Raw genomic sequence first — 18,341 nt, forward strand, 5'->3', positions numbered from 1 at the left:
ACTGCGATGAACAAGCGTATAAGGACTATTTTACGAGGGTTAATTTTGTTAGGGTTTGTGTTAGCTATCGGGTATGTGTTGTACTCCAATTTTTCTAGTGAAAAAGGAGAGATTGCTATTATAGGTAAAAGAGCACCAGATTTTAAATTGGTCACATTGGAAGGAGACTATGTACAGCTTAGCGAGTTAGCAGGTAAAGGAGTATTTCTAAACTTCTGGGCTACATATTGCCCACCATGCAAAAAAGAAATGCCTTTTATTGAAAATTCTTATCAATATTATAAAGACAACGGTGTAGAAGTGCTAGCAGTAGATGTAGGCGAGCCGAAATTAACAGTTCAATCTTTTGTTGATCAATACAATTTAACATTTCCAATTTTATTAGATAAAGATGAACAGGTGCTTAACGCCTACAATGTTGGACCTATTCCAGTAACTTTTTTAATAGACAAAGATGGAATTGTAATAGATAAAATAGTTGGAGAAATGACTCAACAGGATGTTGATAATTACATGAAAAGAATCCAACCTGAAAAAGGAGTGATAGAATGAACCAAAAGAGAATCAGATTGATACTGATAATGCTGTTTGTTTTAGTTATTTTAGGAACTGTTGGGGAATTTTTATTTAATTCTAAAAATGAAAACATTGAGGTAAATAATACAAGCGAACTTTCCTGGAATTCATTATCCCAAGAGCAGGTAGTTAATGCTATGGAAAAAGACGATGTTATTCTAGTTGACTTACGAGAAGTAGAGCTTTATCAAAACAATCATATACCAGGATCCATCAATATACCTTTTGATGACATTAGGAATCGTTACACAGAACTAGATGCAAACAAAGAGATCATTTTTATTTGTCACTCTGGACGCATGGGAGCAGACAGCAGTCAGTTTTTGATAGACAAAGGCTATAAAAAGGTTGGGAATCTAAATGGTGGAATGAACCTCTGGTCTGGTCCTTTGGAAAGTGGACAACAATAGTTATTGGGAGTTTTAATAGCTCAGTTTACCAATTGTTTTAGCATTATTGATCAGTTATAGTAATAATAAAAGGCTTTTTGCTTTCATAATATACGTTTTATATTTTTAGTTGTTAGTCTAAGTAAGAAACAAAGAATACACAAATTAAATGCTTTTTTATTAGTACATAAACAACAATATGCGAAAACAGCCTAAAAAGGGGAAGGAAAATTGAAGAGCTACTCAAGGTTTAAAATTTCTTTTATAGCTATTACAAGCTCCCTAATCGTAATTTATGAACTAATCCGTCATAAATTTATCATACATCGATTATCCTATTATGCAGATATAGTCATTTCTTCATCTATCTTTATAATGGGAATTGTTTTAATATCCATATATTTTTTTAATAACCTATCCAAACTTGAGAAAAAGAAATATGAAAAAGAAAAAGAAGCAAAAGCTCTTTATGATAGTAGTATAGATGGTATTTTCCTGTTCAATGAACAAATGAGGTTGGAACATATGAATCAAGGTGCAATAACTATGAGTGGAAGGGAAACAATCGAACCTTTACATCTAAACGAATTGATTTGGATTGAAGAAGGTATAATTGATAACTTCAATAAATTGTATGATGGAAAGTTAATAAAAAAGAATGGCCATCAAATCCCCATAAGTATATCAGCATCTAAAATATATAGCGATCATTCATTAAGGAATAAAATTGCTTTAACAGTAAGAGACTTGTCTTCTCAAAAAGAATTAGGGGCAACAATAATAGCTTTATATACAGAAACAGCTAAAAAACAATACCAATCTGAGAAGTTATTTAAGCTATCGAAGATAATTATATCTTTAGGACGTTTAACATCGAATAAACATGTTGTTCTTCAAAACGCACTAACAATTGTGAATAATTTATTGGGGTGTAATAGTAGTAGTTTACTTATTGTCAATTACAATGATCTATCAAACCCAACTGTGGTATCCACAGGAAAAGTTGATAAAAATTCTATCCTATCTTTGTACCGAGAAAAAGTAGAAGTTACAAAAAATAGTGATTCTTCTTTAATGTTTTTAAAGCTGCAAACAAAAGATAAATCAGAAATCATTGGATACCTCATATTACAGAATTCTGATACTCCTAAAAATGAAGTGTTAACTAATGTTCTACATACTTTGTCTATTTCCTTGGAAAATGTCTTTCAATATGAAAAAATAAAGGAAATTGCAATTGTTGAAGAGAGAGAACGATTATCCAGAGAGATGCATGATGGATTAGCCCAAGCAATTAGTAGTATGAAAATATTACTTGAATATATTAAAGCTAAAACGTCAGAAGATCATTTAAATAAAGATCAATTTTCCTCAAGTCTATATCAATTGGATGAACTAGTTAATTCCACCTATAATGAAATTAGACAGTACTTATTTGAACTTCGCTTATCAAAAGATACCGAATTGTCCTTATTTAAACTAATAGATTTGTATAGAAGAAAATACATGGAACAATTAGGAGTAGATGTTCAGTTTGAACAAATTGGGATTTCGAAAGATGTAAAATATGTAACCGCACTTGTGAAAATGCATATCCTACGTATTTTTCAAGAAGTGTTCAATAATATTAATAAACATGCTCAAGCAACAAGTGTAAAAGTGAGCTTACTTAAAATTAATGAAAAAATCCACATTCAAATCAAAGATAATGGGATAGGTTTTGAAAATCTTGGGGAGATGGATAAAAAGTACGGTTTAAAAACGATTCATGAACGTGCAACATTAATTCAAGGAAATATAAAAGTTGATTCAAAATTAAACCAAGGTACTTCTGTGGAATTAATTATACCAATAGATAGGTGATTCAATGAAAAAAATTAAAATATTAGTGTGTGATGATTATGAAGTATTAAGAAAAGGACTTGTCCAATTACTGCACATACAACCTGAGTTTGAGGTAGTAGGTGAAGCAGGCGATGGGTTGGAAGTCATTTCTTTGACAAAAAAATTGAATCCTGATGTAATACTAATGGATATTCAAATGCCAGAAAAAAACGGCATAGAAGCCTCTAAACAAATTAGAACATTCAATAATAACGTAAGAATTATTATGCTAACAATATCCGATGAAGAGCATGATTTATTTAATGCTATAAAAAATGGTGCAAATGGTTATTTGTTAAAAAACCTCAACATGGAAGAATTATTTTCTTATATCAAATCGGCATATGAAGGATATCCTCCTTTTACCAAAGGGTTGGCTGATAAAATATTACAAGAGTTTTCGATTATTTCAACTAAAGTTGAAGCTTCATCAGAAATAAATAATTTAAGTGACCGAGAAAAGGAAATTTTAGAACTTGTTTCGAAAGGGTATACAAATAAAGATATTGGTAATTTTCTTTATATAAGCCCCCATACAGTGAAAAAACATTTGCAAAATGTACTCGCTAAATTACATGTCACAAATCGAGCTCAAGCCGTTGCTAAAGCAGCTCAAGCAGGAATACTAAAGGATATATAGGCTAAATGACCTAAAAAAAGGAGTAGAAATAATACTCCTTTTTTTTAGTTTGTTATCCATATGGTTAACAGACTATTAAATCAATTCAAATTATAATAATAATGTGAAAAAAATATAATTTCGCTGAAAGAGGGTAGAAAATGAAGCAAAATAAAAATCTTATTCATTACATTTTTTCGAGTTTCATAATTGTAGTGTTTCTAGCAGGGTGTTCAACAGTACAAGATAAAGAGGTTTCTGTTGAAAAGGACGTGGAAATTTCTAATGAAAAAGTCAGTGAAACTAGTAGTCAACAAGAATCTAGTGAAATTGAGAATGCAGAAAATACTGAGGATATAGAAGACATTGAGGTTACAGAAAACACCGATGATGCAGAAAGTGCTGATAAAACTGAAACTGCGTCATCTGATGAAGCTGTTAGTAACGACAAAGTAATAGAAATTTCAGCATTTGAGATGGGATTTAATCCTGAAAAGATTACTTTAACAAAAGGTACAGAATATGAATTTATTTTAATAAATGAAGGTAAGGTTTTCCATGATTTAAATGCTTATGATATGGACATTGAAATAACTTATATGGATGAAATGGATGCACACCCTGATGAAGTGTCTTTCATCGATAAAATATTCGGTGTTAAGGTAGTGTCAGCTGATGTTGAAAAAGAAGCAATTCATATGAATGTAGATGTTGAGCAAAGCAGTAGAATCAAATTTATACCTTTAAAAGAGGGAGAATATAAAATCTATTGTAGTGTTCCTGGGCATGAACAAGCAGGAATGGTTGGGACGATTATTGTGGTAAAATAGAAATCGGTCGCATTGAAAAGTGAGGATTGATTGTAGTCAACTCCCACTTTTCAATTTTTTAAGTATAAACCTGCTAATGGTGAAGGTTAGAGGGAATAGAACAATTAATTGAATAACTGGTAAAAGTCCAATGTTTGTATTTAATACTAACGGCATATATTCTGAATAAGACCATCTTTTAGTATATAGTGCTGAACTCTCAAAATAAAAACTTAAAGCTAACGCATATAAGAAAATGATTATATAAGTGACTTTGTTAAATTTATTAAATATCCACTTATCATTTCCGTGAATAAATGTTAGTAAAAGAAACAAAATAATTGTCATATTAACGTCCCCAAATATTGCTTGCCACATGAGTGGCTCAACAATTGACATTGAAGACATATTATAAAAAATCCCACACTGTAGGAATTCCCAAACTGATTGAAGGATTAACGATACAACAATAATTATACTTAATTTCTTTAGGATTTCCATAAAACCACCTATGACAATTATTTGTTGGTATTTAAAGTCTCTTATTATATAATTTGTTGCTGGTACTAAGTTTAGTTTTTCCTAGATCAACTACAAACGTTAGATGTATACATGATTATATTTGTGTAGTAAAAGAAAAATCAATCTGAAAATATCCTTATGAAAATTTAAGTACGCTCTGTGCTGCTTAGGACTGGTATATATACTTCATTGTTTTTTATAATGGGTTGAAAGATGTCAAGAGGACGTGGAGGCGGACCACCGGTATTTATACCGAATTCATCGTATTCTCCTCCGTGACAAGGACAATAAAATGTTAGTTCCTTATTACTTTCACTTTTTTCATCATCGCTAACCTCACCAGCAATACAACCCAAGTGGGTACACACAGGAGACATAATTAATAAGTTATTAGCATCCTCGGGATCAACATTTACATACACAAATCCTTCTCTTTTTTGCTCGACCCATGCATCTTGAATAGTTGTAGAATAATTGATTTTTTTAGGGAAAGGCCCTTTTTTTATGTCCTCTAACAATCCTAATTTTGCTAAAGAACTAGTATCTATTGTTTCCTCGTTATTACATGCAGTCAGACTTATTGGAACAACAGCAAGTGTTAACATACCAAGAGTACCTTTAGTACCGTTTTTTAAAAACGTTCTTCTACTCCATTTCTCCATCATATTTTAACCCCCTTTATTAAAGTTTATAATAGCGTAAATTTATGAAGATTTTATGTATTTTGAAAAAGGAGAAACTTGAGGTCTTGACTCTCTCTTTTTCTTCTTCTAGTTTTATATTTCTAATAAGGCATAGCAAGAAGAGCATGTTTTTTGTATGAGGTTCATTTGATGTATTGAATTCATGTGGAAATAAGTTGAAAAAAGCATTGTTCCATAAGGCATAATCTGCAATAAGTGAAAATGTTGTTCTTACACTGATATGCTGCTTTAGTTTGTGATTCGACATGAAGCAAAGACCTTCCTATCATCTATGTAAGATCAAATCGTTCATGGTTCACATCATCACAACCAAATAAATACATGACTTTGTTGTCAAAAATAGAGCTTCAAACTGTCATGTTTTCTTTGACATAAGGATAGGCATTTTTGTGATCAAAGGTATATCGCACTTAAGGTAACATCTAGCTCTTATTTTCTATAAGATCAGGAAACATATTCTCGTAACAATAGGGATTGATGATGTCATAGAGGATTCCGACACACAATCATATTAAAATTAAAAGACTTTTTAGAAAAATTTGTTGTTTTTGTCACCAAATTATCATAGTAAGAAAGGATTTACTATATTGTAAATAGTTTTTCAAAAGAAATGTCCCTCCAAGGGTAGTTGTGTATATATATTACTTAATTGAAAAGCAACAATCAATGAGAAAACAGCCAATAAAAAATGAGAGATCGTTAAGTTGAAGTCATGAAAAGTTATTGACATTTCAAATATATCAAGCTATTATATAGAGTATTCACGACAATATATTGTGATTCCGTAGCTCAGCTGGGAGAGCGCTACCTTGACAGGGTAGAGGTCGCTGGTTCGAGACCAGTCGGAATCATCCAGGAGTCCCTAGAGCCGCAATGGTTCTAGGGGTTTTTGATTTTTGGGGATTTCTCTAAAATGATGAATTGTTGACGAATTGTTGACGAAATCATCAAATGCTACTTTTTTGTTGTGAAAAAAGACCATCTAATTTTTGTGCAGCCTCTTTATCAGCAGTTTGTAGTACGTGACCATAAGTATCCATTGTGACTCGAATATCTGCATGGCCTAATCTTTCTGAAATGACTTTTGCATGTATCCCCTGGTTGATTAATAGTGTAGCTGATGTATGTCTTAAATCATGTAAACGGATGTAACTGACCTCTACCCTGTTGGTGAATCTACGCCACCATGTTGATGGGGTAGTTGGGTAAAAGTGTTTGCCATTTTCGTTACAGAAGAGCCATTCATGATTATTTTCAATCCAACGATCTCTCATTTTCATTTTTTCTTTCTTCCATTTAAGGTTATAGATTTTTAATTCTTCCATTATTGATGGGGGAAGGGAGATTATTCGTCTTGATTTCCTTGATTTTGTTCCCTTTATTGTAGATGTTCCATTTTTCCCTCTAACAATTGTTTGTTCAATTGAAAGTGTTCCTTTCTCAAAATCTACATGTGACCATTCTAATCCGAGAAGCTCACCTCTTCTTAAGCCTGCTGCTAGGGCAAGTGAAGTGAATACACGCCAATGACTTGGTTCATTTTGAACTAATGAAAACAGGATTTCTACTTCTTTTTCATTATAGACATTTATGTCATTTTCTCTGGTATCTCTGGGTCTTTTAACATCTGCGACAGGATTTTGTTGGATAATTTTCCATTCTACTGCTCTTTGAAATACATTTCTTAACACACGATATATGTAAATCTTTGTTCCTGAAGAAAGCTGTTTTTCTTTTCCATCTTTACGCACTAAAGCATGTAAAAAAGTTGTTACTTGAATTGGTTTCACTTGGTCTAATCTCATGTGCCCAAAGTATGGCAATATATGATTTCGTAAGTGTCTTAGATATGTGTCCAGAGTTAATTCACCAAGTTCACTCACTGCATATTTGTTTTCCCATTCTGAAACAAACCTTTCTAATGTCATCTTTTCTGGAGCTATATATTCTCCAGCTTCTATTTCCATACGGAATTTTGCTAGTTCTAATTCAAGGTGATTATTTAGTTTCTTTGTTGTCTTCAGTAGCTTATCATCATCTATACGAATTGTTTTTGTTCGTCTTATTCTCTTACCTTTGGCATCATAACCTGCTTCCACAACCAGCAGAAATGAGTTTGTGCCACGTTTTTGAATACTAGCCATAAACGCCACTCCTTTCTTTAATTCAGAGTTAATCAAAACCTTGTATGTGTAAAGGTACGAAATTATACAAAATCAAGTAACAGGTAATTGTACTTATCAAAGAATGTATGTTCTGTTTTAATTTAAAAAAATATTAGGATAACAAAAGGGACATTTTTCTTTGGTTCGGAAACAAGGCTAATACCTCATTTACGTCTATTACTTGTAGAATGAATTGATTAATAATTGCTTGATCAACCCCATATGTACCAATTCGTTTTTTTACATTTTTCAAGTTAATGCCTAGTTGTTCTGGTTGTGATTGATTTAAAATTAAATCTGATAAGAAAATAGATACACTATTCTGTGAGTTATCAAAATCAAATATTTCATGTTCGAAAGGTTTAATTACATTGAAATAGTAAACATGCTTGTCCCATTTAATTTCGCAAGTATCCAATGTAAGTACGTACAAGTATGGCACTAGCTTTCCATTTACATAGTCAAAATAAAGTTGCTGCTGCGGCATTATTGTTTAACTCCTTTTTTCTCCAATTGTACATATAGTTTATTTAGAATTTTATTTGTTTCTGCTGAATATGGAGGAGCTTTTGGGTATAAGGACTCCATACACATGAAGTACCATTTAAACTCAAGGGAAGAAGTGGAAAAGTTCATCATAGAGGAAGTATTAACAACGTCTGAAGCTACCAAGATTCTTGGAGTCACAAGGCAAAGAATGAGTCAGCTTATCAGTTCTGGTAAGCTGACTCCAGTAAAAAAATTACGTGGAGATAGCTTGTTTTTACGTGTTGATATCGGAGGAAAAAAAGAAGAGCTTGAAGAATTAAGAAAGAAGTACAGACCGTATGAATGAGCTGGCTAATGGATGTCAGCTCTTTTAGGAAACAAAAGTGATAGTGAGTCGATTATAAATGCTGATATATCAACATTCTTTTGAACTTAAAATTTCTCACATATGCATTGTTACATACATTTGTTTACTTAACGAGGTTTTTGGAAAGGTAAATAAATTATTTCGCGAAATTCTTGTATATTATTTTGTATAAAACTCTTTTAAAAATGTGGTCAAAAAAAGGACTGTATAATACAATCCTTTTTTTTTCTTAATCGACAATATGATTTCCATTATTTCGAACTCTCCGCCACTTATCATAGTCTTAGATAAAAAAGGGGAGCTTCTGACAGGAAAATTATAAACTTGAAACCCCTAGACAGTGGACGCCGTTACATCCAGCTAATTCATTATCTGAAGGAGCGAAAGCAGCTAGTAAACCAAAAGAAATTACAGAAACTACAACAATATTTCTCATTTTTTTCATAATATTCAAATACCTCCAAATAATTATATTATTACATAAATATAATAAAGTTTATTTAATAAGTATTTGTAATATTTTGTTTTACTAAACATATTTAATCAAATAATATAAATTTCGATAGAATATTACAAATTAAAACAAAATAAAGAAAATTTTTCTTGACATGGTAATTCTATCACTATATTATTTAAATATATTAAATATTTGGAGGTGCTATTATATTATGAAAATTAAAAAGATAATTCTATCAGCAGTATTAGGTGTTGCATTAGTAGCAGCAGGAACAACTTCATCAGCTTATGCTGGAGATCCAAATCATCACTTGGAAGATACTAATGGTGGTAGTGGTGCAGGTATGTGTTTCGCTGGTTGCGATGGTCATATTTTAAACCCTAACCTAGGAAACTAGAATGACACCAAAAGACTATAGCAATAATGCTATAGTCTTTTTTTATACTTTGGTAAGAAACGCTCTTTTAGATCCAATGACACGGTAGCTGCCATAAACCGCAAAATAGGTTACAATATATAAAATATTTACCGGTGTTTATACAATAAAAGTTCTTAAAAACCACTGTTTTGTAATGCATTTTGTAAACTGTAAACCTGTACTCCACTCTTTAGGATTTGCGATATAACATTACCAAAAGTCTTACTAAATACTATTAAATACTAAATACTATTAAAATAATGCAGTGTGTATTTATCAACTGCTTACTTTGTAGTCTAGAACAGGAATAATGCTACTAAGCCATCAAGCTATGATGATACGTCTGACTGCGAGTGAGATGATGGGATAGTTATTAATTAAACTAATTAGAAATTAAGGTGATTTGAGGAGGGGTAAGGTCTTTTATGCTAATGTTGACCTGAACAATGATGTCTAAGAGAAAAGTCTGGTTTTACGCGGCTATTGTATTTAGTTCAATAGAATTTGTAACATTATCTTACGTTAATGAGCATTTTTATAAAAATATTATTTATGCGCTAGTGTTTTATATGGTTATTTTTATACAACCCTACATAGTGAATAAATCCTTTGATAGAGAAAGTAAGATTCTACTATTTAGTTTATTAAATAAGAAGTATAAAAAGATTATTCTTATATTATTATTGTTTTATATTGGGCCATTAATACTTTTTTATTCTATTCTTCCTAACCTAACCTATAAAGCTGCTTACTATAAGGTGGAAACTCTAATACAAACAGAATATGAAAACAGTGTAATTTATTATCCGGATGAAGATGATGTCAAGTATGCTATAGGGACTATACACGATTATTACTTTGTAGGAGGCTTTTACTACTTTGATGTAATAAATTTAAAAAATGGAGACCTATATGAGTTTATAGTTAATCCTGTTTCCGGGAAAGTAGTAAAACTGAAGAATTGATTGATTTAAGCTTTTTAAAGAGTGAAAATATACTATTACACACAATGATTAGTGAGGTTACTAAGGCTGAAGAAATTCAGTCTTTTTTGTTTTGATTAAAGGAGAAAAGATGCCACGAATGGTAGATGTTACTGTCACAGCAAACTGCGTCAGTATGGGCAACTATGGTATAATTGGAATACAATAGCGAATTTCTAAGGGTGGTCGGCTTCATTCCCTGAAAGGGGGTGAGGCGTATGACGGTATTTGAAGCGTTGATGTTGGCAATTGCATTTTGCGGGCTGATCATTTCAGTACTGTCTTTCAATAAAAACGGCAAAAAATAGACCACCCTTAACTCTTTAGCCGGAGCGATTGGTGGTCTATTTTGACTATTCAAGCCGACTCCTGAAGGAATCGTCTATTGTTAGACCGTTGGTGTTACAGCACCTTCGGTCTTTCTTATTGTATGCAGTTAATGCTTGTCTATGATTAGAATATCATAATTGTTGGAAAATGTACAATTAAGGAAAATTATTTCTTTGCTACTTGCAAATTATAAGAGCCTTCCATACTTAAAGATGATTTAATTTCGACAGTATAAGTACCGGGTTGTGCATTTTTCCATGTGTAAAGAACTCCTCTGTTACCAGATGACGGGCTTACAGTATAACTACCACTGCTATTCGATATCTTCATTTTATAATCTAATGAAGTATCTCTATTTAGATAAAAGTTTACATCGGCGGCTTCACCAAGTGTGAATGTATGTTTATTTGTACTATTTGATGTTGTATCAAAGTCATAATTTCCGTTGAATTTTTGTGCATCTAAATCCCAGTTTGATACCCCCAGTAACGAAATAGAAGCAAACTCTTGGATAGATACTTTATGTACTTCTGGTTGAACTGTATCAACTACTCCTCCCCCTACTAAGCTTGATAATCCGATAGATCCTGCAAGTAATAAACTATTAAACATTTAAAATCTCCTCCTTAAATTAATTACATATGTAAGACGAATGAAGTTGAAATTTATCACACTTTTTTTGTGAAATTTTTATAATAATATATAATATTTTCATTGATTAGTATTTTTTCTGTATATTAATGAATACCATATTCAATTCTAGTTTACATAATAGCAACTATAGGAACCAACACTTTTTCACAAACGTTGATATAACAATGTTCCATTAAAATGGAAATTTATTAAATATGCACGGTTTTATACATTGTTGATTTGACGGGTTTTTTGAGAAGGGGAATTTCATTATTTCCAGGATTTCTTGTATAAATTAGGTATAAAAAAGAAAAGGACTGTAAGAAGATACAGCCCTTTTTAATGATTGGAAATTATTATGTTAAGACAATTTCATACTCATGACGGCAATTGCTGCATTTAATTTTCGATTGGGATCATCACTGTTTAACTCATCTTTTATAATTTTTAAGGCTGTTCGAGATAATGAAGTGAAGTCATCTTCAATAGGAAATTGTTTTACTGCTACTCCACCTGAAAGTTCATTTTTCTTATGAGCTAAGTAATCTTTAAAATCTTGTTCATGTTGAGATAGATCAGCTTATACCTGCTCTTTCTATGATTATAATTGAAGTAAATGGATGGTATTAAAATATATGAATATCGAATTAGCTTGTTCAGATACTGTTTTAGTAAATAAATTTCGTTCATTGGAAAATTTTAATGATGTTGCAGGATTGTTAGAAATAAAAGGGAAAATTTTATATAAGATACTTTTATCTAGAAAAAAAAAGAACTATGTTGAATTTACTATCAAAAAAAGATCTGGAAAAGAAAGAATTATACATTCTCCAAAAAAAAACTTATCTATTATTCAAAAAAAATTTGCCTACGTATTGAGCATAATTTATAATAATCATTCTAATTCACACGGGTTTGTTAAGGGACGTAGCATTGTTTCAAATGCTGAAAAACACATACAGCAGCGGAATATACTGAATTTTGATCTTCTAGATTACTTTCACTCTTTTAATTTTGGACGTGTAAGAGCAATGTTTAAGACATATTTTAATTTTAATGATGATGTTGCCTCTATATTGGCAAATATTTGCTGTCATTATAAAGGTTTTCTTCCACAAGGTGCCGCTACTTCTCCGATTATTGCTAATATACTAACTAATAAATTAGATAAAAACCTTTCAGAATTAGCTCGTAAATATAAATGTGTATATACCAGATATGCCGATGATATTACTTTTTCAACATCTAATGTGAGATTCCCAACAGAAATTGCATATAGAAGAGATTATAACTCGCCAACTGTACTGTCCGATAAGGTAATGTCTATAGTTCAGAGAAATGGATTTAGAGTAAATAAAGACAAAACTAGGCTAAAAAATCATTATGCGAATTTATCTGTAACAGGAATAACAGTAAATGAAAAGTTAAATGTAAAAAGATCATATGTGCGGCACATACGTACAATTATTCATTGTATTGAAAAAAATAAAAGTGATGGTAACTTGAAAAGAGCTGAGGAAATATTTAATGAGAAATATAACTTTAGGCAAAGGAAACATGGAAACCATCCTAAAATGTTTGACGTATTACGAGGAATGATATCTTATTTAGGGCAAGTTAAAACTAAAGAAGATCCAGTTTACCTTAAATTAGCAAGAAGGTACAATGAGATTGTTAAGGATTTAGATGAACCCTCTATTTACATCTCGTTAGATATGAGTAAAATACAGGAAAAGAATACATTTGTAATTGAATCATTGTCTTATGATATTGTAGAAGATGATGAAAAACATTCAATACAAACTGGGCAGGGTACTGCATTTTTGTTAAAGGGAATTGGTTTAATAACAAATGCACATGTAATTTCTAAGTTTATAGAACTTATCGACTTAGAAATGGAAGCTCCAAAAATTAAACTACATCGATCAAAATACTCTTTGGGTCAACCGAGTAAATATGTTGAGGTCAAATATTATAATAAGTATAAAGACATAGCGATACTAAGCACTGATGGTTTGGATATAAAAAAATTAGGTTTTGAATCTAACGAGAAAATTGAGTCAGATATGCTGGTTCATATTATTGGTTATCCAGAATACGTTCACGAAATGGATATTAGTAGAAGAGATGCTAAAATTATTGGAGAGAGAAAAACGCTACCTCATAATGGAAAAAGTGAAGTCAGGTATGAAGTATCACAAACAATTTTTGGTGGAAATAGCGGGGGTCCAGTTGTAAATACTGAAAATGAGGTTGTTGCAGTTGCAGTTAAAGGTCAGGGAATACATCCGAATGAGGTGATACCTATAAGTGAAGTGAAGAGTGTCTTTGATAAAAAAGAGAAAATATGGTAATGATTGAGTTTTTACTTCATATACTACTTCTTTTATTGTTTATAATAATGCTAATAAAAATTAAAGTTCTATTAATCGTAATAGTAAAAGCTCTAGCTCGTGAAATATACGAGTTGGAGCTTTTTTTAAAAAAAAGAAAATGTTTTTAAATTAACGATAATTATATCGGTGTTAATATTGAAATCATAAATAAGGAGTAATTGTGGTTACAATCTATATATATGGTCTCTTCGATAATAATAAGATAGTTTTATGTATTTTCATCATCCTTTCATATAAACAGGACACCCGGTCGAAAGAGCGCTGTCAGGCGGAAAAACAATGCGGATTCAAAAAATCACTTTGACTTTAATTCGCATACACTGTTATAAACGATTGTAAGGAGGTCGGTACGATATGGTACTGGCTTATGTTGCTAACGAAACTGCAAGCGGTAATGTTTCTGTGATTGATACTAAAACACATAGCGAGATTGCAAGGCTAACAGTTAGCGGTTTTCCTACTAACATAGCGATCACACCTGATGGAAAGCTTGCGTATGTTACAAACGGTGGCTCCGGATTTAATTCGGTAACAGTCATCGATACTAAAACACATTCCGTTATAGCAAGAGTACCGGTCGGAAGTAATCCAGTGGATGTCAAATTTACACCAGATGGGAAATTAGCATATGTCGCAAATCAGGGGGTATTTAGTGTTCAGACTGATAACACTATTTCCGTTATTGATGTGAAAACACATTCAGTTATTGCGACTGTTACCGCAGGAGACGCACCCGGGAATATTACTATTACGCCCGATGGAAAGTTCGTCTATGTATCTAATGTTATGGATCGTAGAGTGTCTGTAATTGATACAAAAACACATGCTGTTATTGCAACCTTATCAGTTAACGATTTTCCGAATACTATCGCCATTACCTCGGACGGCAAGGTTGCCTATGTATCTAATTTTAGCGAACCGGGTATTGTGTCGGTAATAGATACTAAAACTCACTCGGTAATCGCAAGCGTTACTATCCCAAATAGTTCGCAGGATGTCACAATTACTCCAGATGGAAATCTCGCTTATGTTGTAAGTGAAAATCAAAATAATATTGGCACAGTTTCGGTAATTGATGTAAAAACTCACTCAGTAATAAATACAACTCAAGTAGGTAACTTTAATAATCGGCCTGATAACGTAGCAATTACACCGAATGGTAAATTAGCGTATGTTGTTACTCGAATTGGGAATACCGTCACGGCCATAGATACTAAAACCCATTCAATCATAGCAGTAGTTCGAGTGGGTAGCCAACAAAGTTTTGTTTCTTTTACACCAGACGGAAAACTCGCTTATGTCGGTAATAACGGTAGTAATAACCTCTCAGTAATTGACACGAAAACTCACTCTATCATCGCAACGGTTCCAGTAGGTAATAACCCGTTAGCTATCGCATTCACACCGAACTAACTAAAAATCACTTTGACTTTACACTCGCCACCAATTGGCGGGCTTTTTTGCGTTCACTAAAACTGAAAGGAGGACGATCTTATGGCGTGGGAAAATGGCGAATGGCTCGACTACGACCAACGAAAGCATAAAATCGAAGAAATAAACGAAATTATCACGTTAATCGACGCTGAATATACCTCAGCCGAAGATATGCCGGTCGAAATTGCGCAGGACTATTTCGAACTAATAGAAAAGCTTGAGCGCTATAACAGAATTCATCGTGGCGAACGAGACTTGCTCTACTTTGAGTATGAATATTTCGGCGAGGACTTGAACCCTGAAAACTCCGGTAACTGGATTCCGAGCTACGATTTCGATGCGGAAAACGAACCAGCGAGCAACGTATTAGCAAACGCACCATCGTTTCACCATGAAATTTGCGGGCTAATGGACGAAGTATCATACGTTAAGTGTAATGATAAGGTCGAAGTCGCAGCGCCCCGATCTCACGCTAAATCGTCGTTTCTTTCAAAGCCTGCATGATTATAGTTATGCGTTGTTTTCATTTTCTTCTTGCACTCTATCAGTCTTTGGATTTATTTTTGAAAGTTTATCATTTATTTCGTTAAGCAGATAAAGACATCTAAATAGAACTCCTAAACCAACTCCAAAGATTATTGCTAAAGAAGCATTACCAAATAACAGCAAAAAGATTCCACATAAGACTATTGAAAGTATCGTAAAGCCAAAAGTCATAGTAAGACCTCCCTTATAATCTATTAATTATATTACTAAACGAAAGGAGGTGGTGCAATGTTCGAAATAGGCAAGCAGTTTCCACCGGCGGGAGACGTTGAACGCTTAGCAAAATATAAGCGAGGCAAATCGTTCTTTGACGGTAAGCAACACGAAGTCTATCAACGCGCCTCGGAACTATTAAAAGATACTCCATTCGCGTCTCAAATGGAAAAGCTATATATCGCGGTGAACATTATCGATATACTTTGCACGAAGCCAGCCGATCTACTCGTAAAGAAGCCGAGCAATACGAAATTACTGACGTAGGTAAGCGTTGGGTCGCCAGTTATCACGATCCGATTCGTAGTATCATAAAAAATCTATCGTTAATTGAGGCGGGATCAATCGTTAAGTTGCTTCGGTTTTTGTGTTTTGTGGAAAAACAATGCTGATTCAAAAAATCACTTTGACTTTAATTCGCATACACTGTTATAAACGATTGTAAGGAGGTCGGTACGATATGGTACTGGCTTATGTATCAAACGATGGCTCCGAAACAATATCAGTCATAGATACGAAAACCCATGATGTAATCGCTACTGTATCTGTAGCAGGGTCGCCGGACACTATAGCGTTCACCCCTGACGGTAAAATAGCTTATGTGTTGTTTTCAGATCCAGGTAGTGATATGGCTTTTGTAGCTGTAATCGATGTTAAAGAACATTCAGTTATCGCTACTGTCCCATTGGGGATAGACTTAGATTTTGTTAACGGTATAAATTTTACGGCAGACGGAAAGTTTGCTTATGCAACGAATGCTGGCTCTAATAACATATCGGTCATAGACACGAAAACCCATTCTGTAATAGCTACAGTAAACGTGGGTGGAAGTCCCGTGTTTGTCGATTTTAATCCGGATGGAAAACTCGCTTACGTTGTGAATAGGGGTTCAAATAACATTTCAGTCATAGATACGAAAACGCACTCTGTAATAGCAACCGTTCCAGTTGGGTCGGTTCCAGTAGCATTCGCATTTACATCCGATGGAAAGTTAGCTTATATAGCTAATGAAGGATCGTTTGATAATCCAAGTAATAGCGTGTCAGTAATAGATACAAAAACTCATTCTGTTATCGCTACTGTGCATGTAGGAAATGAACCACGCAATGTTAAAATAACACCGGATGGGAAACTTGCTTATGTAGTGAATACCAGCGATGCTTCAGTTTCGGTCGTTAATTTGAAAACTAACATTACTATCGCAACTGTGTTTGTTAGTGCTGGAAGTACACCCCCTACAGGAATAGCCATTTCACCGGATGGAAAGTTAGTATATATCAATGCTTCGGAAGGAGATGCGGTAACGGCAATAGATACGAAAACTCATGCTGTGGTAGCGACAGTTCAAGTGGGTAACAATCAACTTTTCTCTGAATTTACTCCGGATGGAAAACTTGCTTATGTTGGAAATGCTACTCAAGGAACAGTTTCGGTAATCGATGTAAAAACCCATTCAGTTATCGCAACTGTCGATGTTGGAGATAGACCGATAGCTATTGCATTTACACCGCAGTAAATAATTTAACTTAAACTAAATTCATGCACGCCACCAATAATATTTCAAACCTTTTTAGGTAAAATAAGCATCTATCTTTGGTGCTTTTTTTATTTTGTAATAACGGAGGTGACAGGATAACTAACATTCTAGTAATCTATCGTTCAACAGGCGAAGAAGTCACGGTTGATTACCTTATAACTAATCTCCGTCAAGCTACGGCATTGCAGGCGTAAGGAAGCCGAGCATTAAAAGTGCAAATTTTTTCGTAATCTTTATCACAGTAATCAGAGATTTTAATAGGATAGTTAATTGCTTACATCGAAATAAAAACGGATGCCCTCAGCAAGATAATTTTGGTTGAGGGCGGTTGATTATTGATTAGGTACCGATGTACTGATACATCTCTCTATTGTTCTAAATGAGTATTCAATCCTACAAGCATCTTCATCATCCACACAGTTCGCTGTAATATCAGTTACATTTGGAAAAGAAAAACTTATAGAGTTGCTATTATCGGCTAAATTGGCTAATGGTCGAATATTTTTTGTTATAACCGAACCATTTGTTGTGATATTTATTTCTAGCCCATCACCAGTCAATAAAGTAATAGTTCCACATAAAACCCCAGTAGAAGTAGGAGCTCCACAGTAAATTTGAAATTGGTCGGTATCTTCTACAAGATAAGTTCCCATAAAATCACAAGTAGGAACCGGACAATCGCAACAAACGGTCTTTTCTGACGTGGTAAGCGTCTTAGTACTACCGCAACACGATGATTTTGAAACATACGCGCTCATTATTCTACCTCATTTCATAGTTTGTTTGCGGTATTGTATGGTTAATTAACTCGTTTTGATTAGACGGATGAGTAAATATTTTGATGTTTAACAGCTAATCGCAATCAACGCA

At 33.2% G+C, this 18,341-nt stretch carries 21 protein-coding genes and 1 tRNA gene; 14 read left to right on the forward strand and 8 right to left on the reverse strand.

Annotated elements, in window-relative coordinates; all coding sequences use genetic code 11:
* The first annotated feature begins 6 nt into the window (after window positions 1–6).
* The 5 genes from resA (at window position 7) to SLH52_RS16105 (ending at window position 4,298) form a co-directional block, all read left to right on the forward strand.
* Complete coding sequence (gene resA, locus SLH52_RS16085) at window positions 7–552, forward strand: thiol-disulfide oxidoreductase ResA (protein WP_320210294.1); 546 nt, start codon at window positions 7–9, stop codon at window positions 550–552.
* On the forward strand, window positions 549–986 hold the full coding sequence (locus SLH52_RS16090; protein ID WP_320210295.1) for a rhodanese-like domain-containing protein: 438 nt from the start codon (window positions 549–551) through the stop codon (window positions 984–986). The genes resA and SLH52_RS16090 overlap by 4 nt, the downstream gene beginning before the upstream one ends.
* A gap of 210 nt (window positions 987–1,196) precedes the next feature.
* Entirely contained in the window at window positions 1,197–2,828 is a 1,632-nt protein-coding gene (locus tag SLH52_RS16095; protein WP_320210296.1) for a histidine kinase, read from the forward strand.
* 4 nt (window positions 2,829–2,832) lie between these two features.
* Window positions 2,833–3,489, forward strand: coding sequence for a response regulator transcription factor (locus tag SLH52_RS16100; RefSeq protein WP_320210297.1), 657 nt, complete (start codon window positions 2,833–2,835; stop codon window positions 3,487–3,489).
* A gap of 140 nt (window positions 3,490–3,629) precedes the next feature.
* Window positions 3,630–4,298, forward strand: a complete 669-nt coding sequence (locus SLH52_RS16105) for a plastocyanin/azurin family copper-binding protein (protein WP_320210298.1) — start codon at window positions 3,630–3,632, stop codon at window positions 4,296–4,298.
* Window positions 4,299–4,334: 36 nt separating this feature from the next.
* Here the strand turns inward: SLH52_RS16105 and SLH52_RS16110 are convergent, their stop codons facing one another.
* Both SLH52_RS16110 and SLH52_RS16115 read right to left on the reverse strand, forming a co-directional pair.
* The gene (locus SLH52_RS16110) at window positions 4,335–4,778 is read right to left on the reverse strand and encodes a hypothetical protein (protein ID WP_320210299.1); all 444 of its coding nucleotides are present in this window, start codon (window positions 4,776–4,778) and stop codon (window positions 4,335–4,337) included.
* 167 nt (window positions 4,779–4,945) lie between these two features.
* Window positions 4,946–5,464: a ubiquinol-cytochrome c reductase iron-sulfur subunit gene (locus tag SLH52_RS16115; protein WP_320210300.1), complete on the reverse strand. Its 519-nt coding sequence runs from the start codon at window positions 5,462–5,464 to the stop codon at window positions 4,946–4,948.
* A gap of 817 nt (window positions 5,465–6,281) precedes the next feature.
* Here SLH52_RS16115 and SLH52_RS16120 point away from each other — a divergent pair.
* A tRNA-Val gene (locus SLH52_RS16120) sits at window positions 6,282–6,354 on the forward strand.
* Between the two features lie 96 nt (window positions 6,355–6,450).
* Here SLH52_RS16120 and SLH52_RS16125 read toward each other — a convergent pair.
* On the reverse strand, window positions 6,451–7,647 hold the full coding sequence (locus SLH52_RS16125) for a site-specific integrase (RefSeq protein WP_320210301.1): 1,197 nt from the start codon (window positions 7,645–7,647) through the stop codon (window positions 6,451–6,453).
* Window positions 7,648–7,780: 133 nt separating this feature from the next.
* Window positions 7,781–8,155: a hypothetical protein gene (locus SLH52_RS16130; RefSeq protein WP_320210302.1), complete on the reverse strand. Its 375-nt coding sequence runs from the start codon at window positions 8,153–8,155 to the stop codon at window positions 7,781–7,783.
* A gap of 105 nt (window positions 8,156–8,260) precedes the next feature.
* On the opposite strand from SLH52_RS16130, the gene SLH52_RS16135 reads away from it, so the two are divergent.
* Window positions 8,261–8,503 carry a helix-turn-helix domain-containing protein gene (locus tag SLH52_RS16135; protein WP_320210303.1) on the forward strand — a complete coding sequence of 81 codons (243 nt, stop codon included), beginning with the start codon at window positions 8,261–8,263 and terminating at the stop codon, window positions 8,501–8,503.
* A gap of 337 nt (window positions 8,504–8,840) precedes the next feature.
* Here SLH52_RS16135 and SLH52_RS16140 read toward each other — a convergent pair whose 3' ends face one another.
* Complete coding sequence (locus tag SLH52_RS16140; RefSeq protein ID WP_320210304.1) at window positions 8,841–8,969, reverse strand: hypothetical protein; 129 nt, start codon at window positions 8,967–8,969, stop codon at window positions 8,841–8,843.
* Window positions 8,970–9,192: 223 nt separating this feature from the next.
* On the opposite strand from SLH52_RS16140, the gene SLH52_RS16145 reads away from it, so the two are divergent.
* Together SLH52_RS16145 and SLH52_RS16150 are read left to right on the forward strand one after the other, a co-directional pair.
* Window positions 9,193–9,378, forward strand: a complete 186-nt coding sequence (locus SLH52_RS16145) for a hypothetical protein (RefSeq protein WP_320210305.1) — start codon at window positions 9,193–9,195, stop codon at window positions 9,376–9,378.
* 1,222 nt (window positions 9,379–10,600) lie between these two features.
* Window positions 10,601–10,690: a putative holin-like toxin gene (locus SLH52_RS16150; RefSeq protein WP_320209868.1), complete on the forward strand. Its 90-nt coding sequence runs from the start codon at window positions 10,601–10,603 to the stop codon at window positions 10,688–10,690.
* 187 nt (window positions 10,691–10,877) lie between these two features.
* Here the strand turns inward: SLH52_RS16150 and SLH52_RS16155 are convergent, their stop codons facing one another.
* Window positions 10,878–11,324 carry a hypothetical protein gene (locus tag SLH52_RS16155; RefSeq protein WP_320210306.1) on the reverse strand — a complete coding sequence of 149 codons (447 nt, stop codon included), beginning with the start codon at window positions 11,322–11,324 and terminating at the stop codon, window positions 10,878–10,880.
* A 656-nt stretch (window positions 11,325–11,980) separates the two neighbouring features.
* On the opposite strand from SLH52_RS16155, the gene SLH52_RS16160 reads away from it, so the two are divergent.
* From SLH52_RS16160 to SLH52_RS16170, 3 genes are all read left to right on the forward strand, one after another.
* Window positions 11,981–13,699 (forward strand): reverse transcriptase domain-containing protein, encoded by a 1,719-nt coding sequence (locus tag SLH52_RS16160; RefSeq protein WP_320210307.1) that lies wholly within the window; start codon window positions 11,981–11,983, stop codon window positions 13,697–13,699.
* Between the two features lie 396 nt (window positions 13,700–14,095).
* Window positions 14,096–15,154 (forward strand): cytochrome D1 domain-containing protein, encoded by a 1,059-nt coding sequence (locus SLH52_RS16165; protein WP_320210308.1) that lies wholly within the window; start codon window positions 14,096–14,098, stop codon window positions 15,152–15,154.
* An 81-nt stretch (window positions 15,155–15,235) separates the two neighbouring features.
* Window positions 15,236–15,679 carry a hypothetical protein gene (locus SLH52_RS16170; protein WP_320210309.1) on the forward strand — a complete coding sequence of 148 codons (444 nt, stop codon included), beginning with the start codon at window positions 15,236–15,238 and terminating at the stop codon, window positions 15,677–15,679.
* 6 nt (window positions 15,680–15,685) lie between these two features.
* Here SLH52_RS16170 and SLH52_RS16175 read toward each other — a convergent pair whose 3' ends face one another.
* Entirely contained in the window at window positions 15,686–15,892 is a 207-nt protein-coding gene (locus SLH52_RS16175) for a hypothetical protein (RefSeq protein ID WP_320210310.1), read from the reverse strand.
* Window positions 15,893–15,949: 57 nt separating this feature from the next.
* On the opposite strand from SLH52_RS16175, the gene SLH52_RS16180 reads away from it, so the two are divergent.
* A complete protein-coding gene (locus tag SLH52_RS16180) occupies window positions 15,950–16,201 on the forward strand; it encodes a hypothetical protein (protein ID WP_320210311.1) in 252 nt (83 codons plus the stop codon).
* A 193-nt stretch (window positions 16,202–16,394) separates the two neighbouring features.
* On the forward strand, window positions 16,395–17,450 hold the full coding sequence (locus SLH52_RS16185; protein WP_320210312.1) for a cytochrome D1 domain-containing protein: 1,056 nt from the start codon (window positions 16,395–16,397) through the stop codon (window positions 17,448–17,450).
* 353 nt (window positions 17,451–17,803) lie between these two features.
* On the opposite strand, the gene SLH52_RS16190 is transcribed toward SLH52_RS16185, so the two are convergent.
* Window positions 17,804–18,229: a hypothetical protein gene (locus SLH52_RS16190; protein WP_320210313.1), complete on the reverse strand. Its 426-nt coding sequence runs from the start codon at window positions 18,227–18,229 to the stop codon at window positions 17,804–17,806.
* Between the last annotated feature and the right edge of the window lie 112 nt (window positions 18,230–18,341).

Origin of the sequence: Cytobacillus sp. IB215665 (genome assembly GCF_033963835.1) — a bacterium.
Classification (GTDB): Bacteria; Bacillota; Bacilli; order Bacillales; family SM2101; genus Nanhaiella.

What these genes read in the sequence shown, in the direction of transcription:
- SLH52_RS16130 (WP_320210302.1), bottom strand. Translation starts at nt 8,155, where the DNA reads ATGCCGCAGCAGCAACTTTATTTTGACTATGTAAATGGAAAGCTAGTG.
- SLH52_RS16170 (WP_320210309.1), top strand. Translation starts at nt 15,236, where the DNA reads ATGGCGTGGGAAAATGGCGAATGGCTCGACTACGACCAACGAAAGCAT.
- SLH52_RS16175 (WP_320210310.1), bottom strand. Translation starts at nt 15,892, where the DNA reads ATGACTTTTGGCTTTACGATACTTTCAATAGTCTTATGTGGAATCTTT.
- SLH52_RS16125 (WP_320210301.1), bottom strand. Translation starts at nt 7,647, where the DNA reads ATGGCTAGTATTCAAAAACGTGGCACAAACTCATTTCTGCTGGTTGTG.
- resA (WP_320210294.1), top strand. Translation starts at nt 7, where the DNA reads ATGAACAAGCGTATAAGGACTATTTTACGAGGGTTAATTTTGTTAGGG.
- SLH52_RS16190 (WP_320210313.1), bottom strand. Translation starts at nt 18,229, where the DNA reads ATGAGCGCGTATGTTTCAAAATCATCGTGTTGCGGTAGTACTAAGACG.
- SLH52_RS16100 (WP_320210297.1), top strand. Translation starts at nt 2,833, where the DNA reads ATGAAAAAAATTAAAATATTAGTGTGTGATGATTATGAAGTATTAAGA.
- SLH52_RS16185 (WP_320210312.1), top strand. Translation starts at nt 16,395, where the DNA reads ATGGTACTGGCTTATGTATCAAACGATGGCTCCGAAACAATATCAGTC.
- SLH52_RS16140 (WP_320210304.1), bottom strand. Translation starts at nt 8,969, where the DNA reads ATGAAAAAAATGAGAAATATTGTTGTAGTTTCTGTAATTTCTTTTGGT.
- SLH52_RS16135 (WP_320210303.1), top strand. Translation starts at nt 8,261, where the DNA reads ATGAAGTACCATTTAAACTCAAGGGAAGAAGTGGAAAAGTTCATCATA.
- SLH52_RS16115 (WP_320210300.1), bottom strand. Translation starts at nt 5,464, where the DNA reads ATGATGGAGAAATGGAGTAGAAGAACGTTTTTAAAAAACGGTACTAAA.
- SLH52_RS16165 (WP_320210308.1), top strand. Translation starts at nt 14,096, where the DNA reads ATGGTACTGGCTTATGTTGCTAACGAAACTGCAAGCGGTAATGTTTCT.
- SLH52_RS16090 (WP_320210295.1), top strand. Translation starts at nt 549, where the DNA reads ATGAACCAAAAGAGAATCAGATTGATACTGATAATGCTGTTTGTTTTA.
- SLH52_RS16150 (WP_320209868.1), top strand. Translation starts at nt 10,601, where the DNA reads ATGACGGTATTTGAAGCGTTGATGTTGGCAATTGCATTTTGCGGGCTG.
- SLH52_RS16180 (WP_320210311.1), top strand. Translation starts at nt 15,950, where the DNA reads ATGTTCGAAATAGGCAAGCAGTTTCCACCGGCGGGAGACGTTGAACGC.
- SLH52_RS16105 (WP_320210298.1), top strand. Translation starts at nt 3,630, where the DNA reads ATGAAGCAAAATAAAAATCTTATTCATTACATTTTTTCGAGTTTCATA.
- SLH52_RS16145 (WP_320210305.1), top strand. Translation starts at nt 9,193, where the DNA reads ATGAAAATTAAAAAGATAATTCTATCAGCAGTATTAGGTGTTGCATTA.
- SLH52_RS16160 (WP_320210307.1), top strand. Translation starts at nt 11,981, where the DNA reads ATGAATATCGAATTAGCTTGTTCAGATACTGTTTTAGTAAATAAATTT.
- SLH52_RS16110 (WP_320210299.1), bottom strand. Translation starts at nt 4,778, where the DNA reads ATGGAAATCCTAAAGAAATTAAGTATAATTATTGTTGTATCGTTAATC.
- SLH52_RS16155 (WP_320210306.1), bottom strand. Translation starts at nt 11,324, where the DNA reads ATGTTTAATAGTTTATTACTTGCAGGATCTATCGGATTATCAAGCTTA.